Raw genomic sequence first — 13959 nt, forward strand, 5'->3', positions numbered from 1 at the left:
AAAACCTATTAATATTCAAATAAGGTAGAACGTTAAAGCTTAGCAACACTGACAGAGAATGACCGAATAAAACCTAAATCGAAGAACAACAAGTAATTAAAACAGGTGGGATATAACAAGAGCGGCATAATAAACTGAAACTGACAACGCATTAACTACCGCTAAAAACTAAAATCTGAACCTTGTGCCCTTAAAAACGATAACCTGATACCCGCTCAACCTAATCCAAGCGCGCTCACTTTTTCGCGAATTTCCTGATACCGCAGACTTTCGCAACAACCAAAACCACTCAGTTGCCGCACTTTATTCCTGGCAAACAAGGGCACACTGATACCTGCCAGGAAGCGACAGCAGGTATCGAGGGATAACTGCTGTTGAGTTTTAGCAGCCAGATGTTGCTGCAATACATTCAGATCCGATTTTATCTGTTCGTTATCAGGCCATTGTGGGGTTGTAGAATACGCTAGTTTGGCTGGCTGCCCCCGACACACTGAACAATGACCACAGTCTTGTGCTGTTTGACTATCATCAAAATAGAGTGACAGGTTTCGACTCAGACAGCTGTCCAGTTCAAAGAAATTAACCAGCGAAGCGATACGACGGACCTCTTTTTGCTCTTTCTCAGCAAAATAGTCATACAGCTTCTGCCCCAATCCTTCGTCAGCCAACAAAGCCTGATCAACCTGAAATACTTCAGTAATCTTTTTAGTTTCCAGTTCGATTAACTGCTGTTCCTGCAGGTAATCCAGCGCCGCCACTATTCGCTTACGGTCACAGTTATAAGCCTTTTGCAGGGCGTCAAACGATAAACTGCCCCACACCCGCTTAAAGCTTGTGTTAGCGAAGATTGATTGAACAAAGTCCTGTCGCTCACCGTTGAAGCGTGCAAGAATCTGGCTTTCTGGTTGCAACAGTTTGTATTTAAAATCGGCAAAGTATGAGTATAAAGGCCGAATCACACCTAGTAGCTCTAACTGAACCAACAGCGTTTTCATCGGCAGCTGACGGATGTTACTAGCATTAGACAGACCATACAGCTGTAGCTCCCACTGCTGGTTCTGACATTCCTGACGGATAGTGTTCAGCACATATTCAATACCCCTGAGTTCAGGTGTATCGCCATAGACAAAGTTCTCAACCGTATTCAAACCATCCAGATTAGCCAGGGTGATACAGTTCGAAGGTTGCCCATCCCGCCCTGCCCGGCCTATCTCCTGGCTATAGTTTTCAATCGACTTAGGCAGATCATAATGAATGACAAAGCGGATATCCGACTTATCGATACCCATCCCAAAGGCGATAGTCGCAACAACCACATCCAGCCTGCCCGCCATAAAGTCAGACTGAATCTTCTGCCGCTTCTCATCTTCAAATCCGGCATGATAGGCCGCCGCATTAATACCCTGCTGCCTCAGAAACCCAGCAACCTGCTCTGCGGTATGTTGCAGAGTGACGTAGACAATACCCGCGCCACTCTGTTGCTGTATCAACTGTTGCAAGCACTGCTCTTTATCCTGAGCAGACACAGGTAACACCTGCAGATCTAAGTTAGCCCGATAAAAGCCGGTTTGCACTATATGCTGCTCACCGATAGCAAACTTCTGCGCCATATCGAGCTTTACTTTTCGCGTAGCCGTCGCTGTCAGCAGCAACACCAGAGGAATATTCAACTCTTTTCGATAGGCGGGTAATTTGAGGTAATCCGGGCGGAAATTATGACCCCACTCAGAGATACAGTGCGCCTCATCCACCACCAGCATTGATACCGGTACCGACTGAATAAACTGCCGGAAGCGTTCATTCTTAAAACGCTCTACCGACACCATCAGGATTTTTGTCTTGCCGCTACGAACATCCGCCATTACCTGCCTGTTCTGATCAGGTGTAAGCGTAGAATCAATACTGGCAGCGGCAATACCTTTTGCTGCCAGAAACTCGAGCTGGTCTTTCATCAGGGCCAGCAAAGGGGATATCACCAAAGTCAGATGGGGTAACTGAGTTGCGGTTAACTGATAGCAGAGCGATTTACCGGAGCCCGTCGGAAAAATTGCCAGCGAAGACACACCCTGCAATAACTGATCAATAGTTTGCTCCTGTCCGGGACGAAACTGATCGAAGCCAAAGTATTGCGTTAATGGAGTATGCAGGTCGACGGTCATAATTAATCCTTAAAGACTGAGGCCCGATCTGAACAGAAGATTCGGGACCACCGATTATACCGGCGATAGCCTGCTTCAGTCTCGGCCGGTCCAGAATTTACTGATATGACGACGTTTATTCGATACCTTTGATGCGCTTTCTTAGCCTGCGACTGAGTATCCATACCGACAACAGCACTACAGGTAACATGATCGCTATAGTCCGCGCACTACTGAATCCCAGGTTAAATGTATCGGCCGCATCCAGCAGATAGCCACAGAGAGCCAGCACATAATACGTGATCACCACCACCGACAGTCCCTCGACTGTTTGCTGTAAGCTGAACTGCATTTGCGCCCGACGGTCCATCGATTGCAACAGCGCCTGATTCTGAGCTTCAATCGCCATATCGATCCGGGTGCGTAAAAAGTCAGTCGCCCGGTCGACCCGGCCGGCCAGATCATCCAGCCGACGCTTAGCGGCATCTACCGTTCGCAATGCTGGCGATAAGCGCCGGTCAATAAAGGCCGACAGGGTTTGAAGCTCATTAATCTCTCGTTCTTCCAACTCATCCAATCGGCTCTGAACCATCTGGTAATAAGCCCGTCCGGCATCAAACCGGTAGCGGGAAGCTGCGATAAGCTCTGCAATGGCTGCGGCCATGTCCGATAACTCAGCTAGCTGTTGCTGCTCTTCTGCTGAATCTCTTCGTCCGCTGATCTGACGCACCAGCCGTGCTAGCTGCGCCTCCATATCACTCACCTGAGCACTAACCCGCTGTGCTTCGGGAAATGCCAATAGCATCATATTACGATAAGCTTCCAGCTCCAGCAGCGCCCGTACTACCCGACCACTCTGGCATTCATTCATGCTGTTATTAAGCAATAAAATACGATTAAAGCCATCCGTATGCAGGCGCAAAGCACTCCAAATCGTCGCGGCACCATCACGTAGCTCCGACGCCAACAGTCGCTGCCCTTCAAAATATTGTCGGAGAGTTTCCCGATCCGGCAGCGTACCACTCTCCATCGCATCGATATGCACCGCAGAGATCACCTCTCCCGGCACTTGTTGTAACCAGTCTGATGGAATCAGGGATATGGGGGGGTGTGCAAAAGGTGATGAATCTACACCGTAAACCATAAAGCTATAGCTACTGAATTCAGTATGACGCTCCCAACGAACCTCAAACTCACCAAAGTTCTGATAAAAGCAGGACTCACCTAATTTCGGCGGATTAACACTGTAACGCTTACAAAGCGCCTGCAGATGAATCAGTTCAGCATCAGAGCCGGAAACATCACTGTCAGTCACCGCCTCGTTACTATGAAAAAATGCGATATGGGATACACGCAGGGGCGTATCACCGATGGGGAATGGCCGGGTATGCAGATCGGCATAACTCTCACTAAAGCGCTCATGCTTTCGCAGCTGGCTATAGTGACCGTTACTTACCAGCGGCACTTGTTCAATAGTATTAAAAGCCATCAAAGCTTCCTCTTATTTTTATTGCCGACCATCATAAATAAAAATGGGGGGATATAAATCCCCCCGAAGGATGATCCGTACAGGACCAGTGCTCAAGAAAGCAAGTGCGTGATTCAGCCATTGCGACGGAGCCAGCTGAATCTAAGGGACATAGGCTGTTATTGCGGAAATAACAGCAGGGGCGACCTGATTACATGTCCCTCACAACAATCAGGCCGTGCTTGAAGTTAAACAATCAATATCTGAACCATTAAGCAGCTAGCAACCCTTGCTTAGTCACAAAATCCAGCGTGTCATTCAGTGCCAGCCCCAGTTTTTCGATCATTTCATCGATCTGGGCAACCGTAACAATCAACGGTGGACAGAACGCCAGTGAGTTAGCGGCCACTGCCCGGGTAATCATGCCGTGGTCCTGACAGGCCTGCATGGCAAACGTACCTACAGCACCACCCTCAAACGGCTGGCCGGTCTGTTTGTCTGCAACCATCTCAACAGCGGCAATCATTCCCTCACCACGGACTTCTCCGACCAGCGGGTGATCCAGGAATTCACGCAGACGGGTTTGCATATACTCACCCAACTCTGCCGCACGACCAAAGATATTGTCACGCTCATAAATTTCCAGGGTTTTAAGTGCAACAGCTGCAGCCACCGGATGACCAGAGTAAGTATACCCATGGCCAAACACACCCACTTTAGCGCTTGGTTCGATCATCGCTTCGTACATATCACCACGGATAACAGAAGCACTGATCGGCATATAAGCGGAAGAGAGCTGCTTGGCCAGCGTCATCATTGCCGGCTTCTCGATGCCCATCGTCGTGCAACCAAAGTCATTGCCGGTACGGCCAAAGCCGGTGATAACCTCATCAGCCCAGAACAGAATACCGTGTTTATTCAGTACGGCCTGAATTTTCTGATAATAACCCTTTGGCGGTACGATCACGCCACTGGCTCCGGTGATCGGCTCGGCAATGAACGCAGCAATAGTGTCAGCGCCTTCAGCCAGAATCAGTGCTTCAAGGTTGTTAACAATACGGTCAACAAACTGATCTTCGCTTTCACCCGGTAGGGCATTACGATAGTAATGCGGTGCATCGGTACGCAACACTCCTAACGCATCAAACGGCAGATCAAAGTTGGTGTGGTTTGGTGGCAAGCCGGTCAGGGATGCCGCTGCTACTGTAACTCCGTGATAAGAGCGCTCACGGGAAATAATCTTAAACTTCTCAGGCTTACCGATCGCATTAAAGTAATACCGCAACATCTTAATGTGGGTATCATTAGCATCACTACCAGAATTACCAAAAAATACTTTGGCATTCTCTACCGGCACCATCGCCGCCAGCTTGTCTGACAGATCAATACCCACCTGATGGGTCTTGCCGCCAAACATATGCGAGTAAGCCAGCTTACCCATCTGCTCAGTGGTGGTATCGATCAGCTCACGGTTGTTATAACCCAACGAAGTACACCACAGCCCTGCAAGTGCTTCTAAATACTGCTTACCTTCAGTGTCATAAACATAAGCTCCGTCTCCCCGTTCAATAGTCAGGGTCTCGGTTACTTTCAGGTTCGTGGTTGGGTAGATAATTTCACTCATAATATTCTCCGGCAAAATAAGCTTCACGGTGCTTATTCGTTGCTTCTATAAACTGCGGCTCAGAGCTGAAATGAATAGGATAGAGCAAGGCAAATTTATTCGAAAAAGCGCAGCTTACTGTTGTAAGTGAGCATTTTGAGAATCAATTTAACGCCGCTATCTCCTATTCAGGCAGCTTTGAAAGTAGCTTTAATCAGCGGTTTAATCCGCCGATGCATATATACTTAGTTTCCAGATAATCATCCAAGCCATACTTAGACCCTTCACGGCCCTGGCCTGACTCTTTAACACCGCCAAAAGGGATCACTTCAGAACTGATCGCAGTCTCATTGACCCCGACCATGCCATAATCAATTGCTTCGGCTACCCGCCAGCTACGGCCCATGCTTTCGGTATAAAAATAGGCTGCCAGACCAAACTCAGTGTCATTGGCCATGGCGATCGCTTCGGCTTCCGTGGAGAACTTAAATACCGGAGCAACCGGACCAAAGATCTCTTCGCGGAACACCCGCATAGAGTCATTCACATCGGTCAGAATAGTCGGCTGATAGAAGCAACCACCCTGCTCGCCCGGCTGACCACCCGTCACTACCGTGGCACCTTCAGCAACGGCACTCTGAACTTTCGCGTGAATCTCAGCTGCGGCTTTTTCAGTGATTACCGGGCCGTGAGTGGTCGTCCCTTCTAAGCCATTACCAATACGGAACTCGTTTACAGCAGCGGCAAACTTCTCAACAAATGAATCGTAAATTCCTTCCTGCACTAACAATCGGTTGGCACAGATACAGGTCTGACCTGAGTTACGGTATTTAGCTGCTACAGCCCCCGTTACTGCCAGATCCAGATCTGCATCATCAAAAATAATGACCGGTGCATTCCCACCTAATTCCATTGAGGTTCGTTTAACCGTATCCGCACACTGCTTCATCAGCAGCTTGCCTACCGGTGTGGAACCGGTGAAGGTCACCTTCTTAACGGTTGGATTGGAAGTCATCTCACCACCGATAGCAGGTGCGTCCATACCCGGCAGCACACTGAACAGACCCGCAGGCAGACCGGCACGGTTAGCCAGCTCCACCAGCGCCAGCGCAGACAGTGGAGTCTCTGCGGCAGGCTTAAGCACAACCGCACAGCCGACTGCCAGTGCCGGCCCCGCTTTACGGGTAATCATCGCATTGGGGAAATTCCAGGGTGTTATTGCTGCGACTACACCGATAGGCTGCTTAACAACTACGCCCCGGCGATCACTTGCTCCCGGAATGATGTCACCGTAAATCCGCTTCCCTTCTTCTGCGAACCACTTAATGAAGGATGCACCGTAGCCAACCTCACCGCGGGACTCTGCCAGAGTCTTACCCTGCTCAGTGGTCATAATCAGCGCCAGGTCTTCGGTGTTTTCAATGATCAACTGATACCAGTTTTCTAACAGGTCACACCGGGTCTTTGGTGGCAGTGCTTTCCAAGCGGTCATCGCTCGTTCACCGGCGGCAATCGCACGACGGGTTTCCGCTGCACCGACACTGGCCACATTGGCCAGATGCTCACCGGTTGCCGGATTAGTCACGGCAAAGGTCTCACCACTATCAGCATCAACCCACTGACCATCAACAAAGGCCTGGGTTTTTAACAGTGATGAATCTTTCAGCTTGATTGTCATTCTATGTTCTCCTGCGTGCCTGGGATTAAAATTAATATTTAATATGTCTCAAATACCCATTGGCTGCGCTACCAATTAAGCTATTTATAGATCGTTAACGCTTTTGTTTATATAATTGAATTCAAACCTTCACATTTAAATATACAAAAGTAATACGGTAGTTATTATGGGTCGTAAGAAAGCAGCGCTCAGCGGTCAACTGGCAGATATGGATCTCCGCCTGCTACGGGTATTCAAAACCGTGGTTGAGGCAGGTGGTTTCACTGCCGCTGAAATTCAGCTCAATCTGGCTAACTCTACAATTTCCAACTACATCTCTGATTTGGAAAAGCGCTTGGATATGCGACTGTGCGAACGAGGCCGGGCAGGCTTCTCAGTCACCGACCAGGGTCAGGTTGTCTACAACGCCACGCTGGAACTGCTGTCAGCGATGGATCAGTTTCGCAATACCATAAACCGCTCTCATAATCGCATTCTGGGTGACCTCCATCTGGGCTTTGCTGAACATATGCTTGGCGCCCATAACTCCTGTATTGTGCAGGCACTGGACCGGTTCTCTGAACTGGCGCCGGATGTAAACATCCGTATCAGTACCCTGAGTTCCGATGAAGTAATCACCGCACTGCTTAATCAACAGGTCGATATCGGAATCACCGTTATCAGCCAGCAGTATCCGGAACTGGCCAGCCTGAAACTGTTTGATGAAGAGATGCTACTTTACTGCGCTAAAGGCCACCCTCTGTTTAATAAGCAAACACCGATAAGCACTCAGGAGCTGGGCCTGCACCGCTTTGTTGAATCCCCCCGACTGATGCCCGGCCGGGAGATCCACCCGGACATGCGTCAATGGAATAAACAGGCAAAAGCACATCATCAGGAAGCCCGGGCAACACTGATACTCAGTGGTCACTATCTCGGTTTCCTGCCCCGCCACCTGGTTAATAGCTGGGGACTAGAGCAGGCGCTTCAGCCACTACTTACAAACGAATACGGTTACACCAACACTTTCACTGCATTCTGGCGTAAAACTCAACGCAACCAACTGATTATCAACCTGTTTAGTCAGTGCTTATCCGATTCAGCTGTTTGAATTCTCACTCCGGATAACAAACACTGAACAGGGTGCATGACGTACAACCCGTTCGGCATTAGAGCCGATAAAATAGCTGCTAATGCCCGGTTTTCGAGCCATCATTACTATGGCGTCGACATCCAGTTCAGCTGCGGACTCTAGTATCTGGTCATGGGCAGTGCCATTACGGCAGTGAATCACCAGTTCAAGGTTCTTAGCCAGATCTGTCAGTAAATACTTCATCTGTTGCTGAGCATCCGACTTATGACCAGTCAACTCCGACTCATCCAGCTGCGGATAACTGGCGCGATGTATGAAACTCTGATCCACATACAATAAGTGCAGCCTGGCCTGCTCACCAGCAGCAAGTTTGCCAGCCACTGCGGCCAGCTCCTCTGCCTGTTCCTTATGGGACAGATCCAGAGGAATTAAAATGTCGCTATACATAACGTTATTCCTTAATTCATCACCAGATTCGGAAGCCAAAGCACAATATCGGGAAACAGCATACAGAGAATCAGAACGGTGAGATTAAGCAAAATAAAAGGTGTCACAGATCTGTAGATTTCTGACATGCCGATACCTGCCGGCGCGATTCCCTTAAGGTAGAACAGTGCGAAACCATAAGGCGGTGTCTGAACAGCGATCAGGATATTGATAATCATCAGCACACCAAACCAGATCGGGTCGTAGCCCAATGATACTGCTATAGGTGTAAACAGAGGTGCGCACATCAGTACGATAATAAACTCATCAATAATGAAGCCCAGCAGTAACATTATCAGCTGGAACATAATGATGATCATTATTGGCGGCAGATCCAGGCTAGCGGTAAAACCTGCCACCATGCTCTGTACCCCCATTAGCAGATGGAAGTTACTGAATACTGAAGCACCGAAGATAATCCACATAGCAACGCTGACCAGCGTCGCAGTTTGAAAGCCGGAATGCAGGAACATATCCAGCTTAAAACGTTTAAACATAATCGCCAGAATAAGCGCCCCGACAACACCGATAGCCCCGGATTCTGTCGGTGTTGCTATACCGCTGATAATACTGCCCAGTACCGCTACAATCAGCAGAATTGAGAACAGACCATCCCGGGCAATCTTGAATTTTGCACGCCCTTCCAGTTTAACAATATCTTTATTATCGATATCCCGTGGTGCTCGGTCTGGATTAAGTTTGCAGCTAATCACCACATACAGAATCATCAGCACGACAGTCAGTAACGCGGGCACCATCGCTCCCAGGAACATGCGGCCTACCGAATTCTGAGTGGACGCTGCGAACATAATCATCGGGATACTGGGGGGAATAAGAATCCCCAGACCACCACCGGCCATAATAACGCCCAGGGCCAGGCGTTTGTTATAGCCTCGTTCCAGCATCGGCCGCAAAGCGATACTGCCGGAGGTCATAATACCGGCACCGATAATACCCACCATAGCGCCAATCATTGAACAGACACCGATCACACTGATCGCCAGTGATCCCCGAACTCTGCCAATAATCATCTGACTGAAGTTAAACATGGCATCGCCAATACCGGACTTGGTCAGCAGTTGTCCCATATAGATATAGAGCGGAATAGCCAGCAGAATAAAGCTGAAATAGGTCGCTTCCAGCGTAGTGGGAATAACATTAAAAATGCCATCACCCCAGGTCATATAGCCCACGGCCATAGCGATGCCGCCTAATGCCAGCCCCACCTGAGCACCTAACGCAAAGAACACCAGAATGCATAGCAGCAGCACCACCGTTAAAATTTCAATACCCATCACTGAGTCTCCTCAATAAGCACTTTACTGGTCAGAATAAAAAACAGCTCTGCCATCATGTCTCTCGCCAGCTGGGCGATAAACAAGCCTCCGGCAATCATCATCATGATCCAGAAATGAAACATTGGCGGCGCCCACTCACTCTGACGGCGGTAATCAAACTCAATCGCTTCTTCGTACTTTCCGTAACTCATCATGACGATGATCACCAGAAAGAAAATCGCTAACGAAAAAGACACCAGATTAAAAACACAGCGGGTTTTGTGGGAGACCTTCAGGTACAGAATATCGACATTGATGTGGGCCCGTTTCTGCTGCGCATAGGCGCCACCGAGAGCCGCCAGATAACCAAACATAAACAGGGAAAGATCGAATGCCCAGATCGTAGGGCTACTCAGTACATATCGAGAGAACACTTCGAATGCGACAACAAAGGCCAGCAACGGCATTATAAAAGATGCTAACAAGCCCGCCTGACGCACCACCCAATCAATAGTGCAACAAATCGTTTTTAGTATTTTTTCAAACATAACAACACCGACAATAGAAAAAGGGGCACCAAGGCACCCCTTTTTTGCTTACTGAAAATGCTTACTTACTATTGCGAAGGATATCGATCAGCTCTTTGCTGTACTTATCCTGGGCAGCATATTCATCCCACAGACCTGCACCGGCAGCAGCCCAGGCTTTGCGGTCTACATCAGATGGCTCTGGACTCCATAACAAGCCTTTAGCTTCCATCTCAGCCACCGCTTCAGATTCCCACTTTTTCGACAAACGCAGCTGGTCAGCCGCATGCTGCTCTGTTGCTTCCTGTACGACAGCCTGAAGCTCTTCAGGCAGTTTCTTCCAGGCACTTCGATTAACGATAACCGGCAGTACCTGAGCCCCCGCCAACGGCAGTTTGTACATATACTTAGCCACTTCAACATGGTTGCCATCGCGGTGATCGATCATGTTACTGCCGATTGAGCCATCGATGACGCCAGTCGCCAGCGAGGTATAGATTTCGCTCCAGGACAGAGAAACAGGTGATGCTCCCAGATTACGCAGGAACTTTCCGTATGCTCCCGGTGCACGGATTTTCAAGCCCTTAAAGTCTTCAGCCGACTTAATCTCTTGCTTGGTCAGAATATAAACCGGTGGCTGGATGTAGGGCTCAAGCCAAACCAGACCTTGTGAACCGTATGCTTTAGTCAGGACTTTATCCCAGCCTTTATCATGAAACAGAGCCTGTAGCTCAGCAGGATCATCAGTACCACCCGGCAGACCAATCTCTACAACACCGGCGGGCAACTCACCCGCATGCATTGACTGGAAAGGCGCGCCCATCGTCACCAGACCTGACTTTACAGCCCCCAACAGCCCGCTGGTCCCCACCCCTTCACCAGAGTACAGGACCTGAACCTTGATCCGACCTTCTGACTTAGTTTCGATGTTTTTCGCCAGGCTCTCATACACCTCACCAAATGCGGTACCACGACCGTATAGGTTACTGAAACGCCAATTGTGTTCTGCAGCAGACAGATCTGCTGCCAGTGTCGTAAGACCCAGCGTTACTGCGAGCGCTGAGGAAGAAAGTGTCTTTTTTATTGTCTTAAACATAATTCATCCTGGATTTGTAATAGTTATTGGTTGGGTTGTGCACATCGTCACAAAAGCCGCGACAGGATTAAATCCACAGATCTCCACTCAAAGGTTTGAGTTTTTTTACGTAAAAAAACGCTTACCTATATATAATCAAACCTAATAAAGAGTAATCAGCCGGATAAAATTATGAGCAAAGTGGCATTAGGACAGCTGGGAGATTTTGAGATTAAACAGCTCAAAATATTCAAAGCCGTGGTCGATTGCGGTGGTTTTTCAGCCGCTGAAACTGAACTGAATATCAGCCGTCCGACTATCAGCAATCATATTGCGGCACTCGAATCACGGCTGGATATGACGTTGTGTAAACGGGGGCGGGCGGGATTTTCATTAACCGAGGAAGGTGCGGTTGTATACCAGCAAACTAAACAGCTCCTCGAACAGTTGAATCAATTCCGCAATACCATCAACAATCTGGGGTCAAGCCCGGCCGGACTGCTGAAAATTGCGTTAAGTGATACCTTCAGTACCGATCCCCGCTGTAAAGTAACCGAGATATTCCGACACTTTTATCAGCAGGCACCCGATGTCGAGCTACAGGTCGAAGTCGAACATATGACAGTGATGGAAAAACTGGTTCTGAATAATGAAGTCGATATCGCCATGATTCCCTACCACCGCCAGTTTGAAGGCCTCAATTATATCCACCTGTTTACCGACGTAAACTACATATACTGCGGACATCAGCACCCGCTTTTTAATCTGCCCGAAGCGGAAATTACTGAGGCGGTAATCAATAGCAGCAAGCTGATCCATGCCGGTTTAAAACCCCATGAAGAGGTCTATCATCAACTGGCTCAGATGAACCTTGCGGGAACTTCATACCACTACGAATCCCGTATTGCGATGGTAATGTCCGGGTTCTTTATCAGCTTCCTGCCAGAACAGGTAGCAAGTCCATATGTAAAGCAGGGGCAGTTGAAAGCGATAGGTAAAGAAATGAAAAATTTCAGATTAGGCGTTGCTGTCATCAGTAAAAAATCTGCCCAGCCAAACCGAGCACGGGATCTGTTTCTTGAAACCATTCGACAGATTCACAACGTTGCAGAGACGGCGGCACCCTACTAATTTGATCAGCTTCTGCTGATCAGAAATAACAGCCATACCCTCCTCTATACCCTGATAGGTATAGCGGCCCACATGAATGAATGGTTATCGTAAGCACATAGTCAAAAACTGTAGTCGCTGTTTCACTGCTGCAGTTTGTATCAGTAATACCCTAGGTGGGCCGTTTTAGAGGTTTTATTTATGTCAGCACCATCCCACACCACTTCATACTACGCTGCATCAGCCAATGACAAAGCATTACGTCCGGCTCTGAATGAGCATATTAATGCCGATGTCTGCATTATCGGTGCAGGTTATACGGGTATGTCTTCAGCCCTACATCTGGCCGAGCAGGGTTTTAAAGTTGTTGTTCTGGAAGGCAGCCGTATCGGTTTTGGGGCATCCGGTCGTAATGGCGGCCAGATAGTGCACAGCTATAGCCGGGATATCGATTTTATTGAAAAGCATTACGGCAAAGATACCGGCCGCGAGATGGGTAAAATGGCCTTTGAAGGCGGCAAGATCATCCGTCGCTTTGTCGAGCAGTACAATATTAACTGTGACCTGAAAAATGGTGGCATCTTTGCCGCCTGTAATACAAAACAGCTACAGGACATGCAAGATAAGAAAGCCCTGTGGGAAGCCCATGGTCACACACAGCTTGAAATGCTTTCTGCTGACAGCATACAACAGTATATCGGTAGCGGTCGCTATGAAGGCGGTCTGCTGGATAAGAGTGGCGGTCATTTCCACCCTCTGAATCTGGTACTGGGTGAAGCTGCGGCGGTTGAATCACTGGGTGGTGTAATTTATGAAAACTCAGAAGTCACCAATGTTGAAGAAGGCACAAAAGCAAAAATTCATACTCGCAACGGATCAGTGACGGCAGACTTTGTTATTGTTGCCGGTAATGCTTATCTGGGTGGACTTATCCCTAAGCTGGAGCAGAAAGCGATGCCATGTGGTACTCAGGTTATTACCACCGCGCCACTGACAGCCGCTCAACAAAAAGAACTTCTGCCACAGGATAACTGCGTTGAAGACTGCAACTACCTGCTGGACTACTTCCGCCTGTCCGGCGATGGTCGTCTGATCTACGGTGGTGGCGTAACCTATGGCGCCCGTGAACCTGATAAAATCGAATCACTGATCGTGCCTAATATGCTGAAAACCTTCCCTCAGTTGAAAGGGGTTAAAGTTGATTATGCCTGGACCGGCAACTTCCTTTTGACTCTGATGCGCTTACCGCAGTTCGGCCGGATTGGCAGTAACATTTACTATGCCCAGGGCTATAGTGGCCACGGTGTCACCAGTTCTCACCTGGCAGGCAAGGTTCTGTCCGACGCAATTAAGGGTCAGGCAGAGCGTTATGATGTATTCGCCAGTCTGCCTCAGTATCCGTTCCCTGGCGGTCGTACATTCCGTATTCCATACACTGCGATGGGGGCCTGGTATTACACCCTGCGGGATAAGTTAGGCATATAAGCTATTACGCTTGCAGATACTGTGTTGCAAGCCTGTTCAG

General features: G+C 48.7%; 11 protein-coding genes. 3 read left to right on the forward strand and 8 right to left on the reverse strand.

Going from position 1 to position 13959, the window contains the following annotated elements:
• Window positions 1–215: 215 nt before the first annotated feature.
• The 4 genes from EHS89_RS01175 to EHS89_RS01190 form a co-directional block, all read right to left on the reverse strand.
• A complete protein-coding gene (locus tag EHS89_RS01175; protein WP_124924275.1) occupies window positions 216–2159 on the reverse strand; it encodes a RecQ family ATP-dependent DNA helicase in 1944 nt (647 codons plus the stop codon).
• A 115-nt stretch (window positions 2160–2274) separates the two neighbouring features.
• Window positions 2275–3627, reverse strand: a complete 1353-nt coding sequence (locus tag EHS89_RS01180; RefSeq protein ID WP_124924276.1) for a DUF3422 family protein — start codon at window positions 3625–3627, stop codon at window positions 2275–2277.
• A gap of 250 nt (window positions 3628–3877) precedes the next feature.
• A complete protein-coding gene (locus EHS89_RS01185) occupies window positions 3878–5230 on the reverse strand; it encodes an aminotransferase (RefSeq protein WP_124924277.1) in 1353 nt (450 codons plus the stop codon).
• A gap of 193 nt (window positions 5231–5423) precedes the next feature.
• Window positions 5424–6887, reverse strand: coding sequence for an NAD-dependent succinate-semialdehyde dehydrogenase (locus EHS89_RS01190; protein ID WP_124924278.1), 1464 nt, complete (start codon window positions 6885–6887; stop codon window positions 5424–5426).
• Window positions 6888–7053: 166 nt separating this feature from the next.
• Here EHS89_RS01190 and EHS89_RS01195 point away from each other — a divergent pair, with 166 nt between their 5' ends.
• Window positions 7054–7977: a LysR family transcriptional regulator gene (locus EHS89_RS01195; protein WP_124924279.1), complete on the forward strand. Its 924-nt coding sequence runs from the start codon at window positions 7054–7056 to the stop codon at window positions 7975–7977.
• Here the strand turns inward: EHS89_RS01195 and EHS89_RS01200 are convergent.
• From EHS89_RS01200 to EHS89_RS01215, 4 genes are all read right to left on the reverse strand, one after another.
• Window positions 7966–8406: a universal stress protein gene (locus EHS89_RS01200; protein ID WP_124924280.1), complete on the reverse strand. Its 441-nt coding sequence runs from the start codon at window positions 8404–8406 to the stop codon at window positions 7966–7968. The two genes, EHS89_RS01195 and EHS89_RS01200, sit on opposite strands and share 12 nt — an antisense overlap.
• An 11-nt stretch (window positions 8407–8417) precedes the next feature.
• Window positions 8418–9740, reverse strand: coding sequence for a TRAP transporter large permease (locus tag EHS89_RS01205; RefSeq protein WP_124924281.1), 1323 nt, complete (start codon window positions 9738–9740; stop codon window positions 8418–8420).
• Window positions 9740–10270 carry a TRAP transporter small permease subunit gene (locus EHS89_RS01210; protein WP_124924282.1) on the reverse strand — a complete coding sequence of 177 codons (531 nt, stop codon included), beginning with the start codon at window positions 10268–10270 and terminating at the stop codon, window positions 9740–9742. Before EHS89_RS01210 ends, EHS89_RS01205 begins: the two co-directional genes overlap by 1 nt.
• Window positions 10271–10331: 61 nt before the next feature.
• Entirely contained in the window at window positions 10332–11345 is a 1014-nt protein-coding gene (locus EHS89_RS01215) for a TRAP transporter substrate-binding protein (protein WP_124924283.1), read from the reverse strand.
• Between the two features lie 171 nt (window positions 11346–11516).
• On the opposite strand from EHS89_RS01215, the gene EHS89_RS01220 reads away from it, so the two are divergent.
• Entirely contained in the window at window positions 11517–12455 is a 939-nt protein-coding gene (locus tag EHS89_RS01220; RefSeq protein ID WP_124924284.1) for a LysR family transcriptional regulator, read from the forward strand.
• 180 nt (window positions 12456–12635) lie between these two features.
• On the forward strand, window positions 12636–13919 hold the full coding sequence (locus EHS89_RS01225; protein WP_124924285.1) for an NAD(P)/FAD-dependent oxidoreductase: 1284 nt from the start codon (window positions 12636–12638) through the stop codon (window positions 13917–13919).
• The last annotated feature ends 40 nt before the right edge of the window (window positions 13920–13959 follow it).

The organism is Amphritea balenae (assembly GCF_003858655.1).
Lineage (GTDB): Bacteria > Pseudomonadota > Gammaproteobacteria > Pseudomonadales > Balneatricaceae > Amphritea > Amphritea balenae.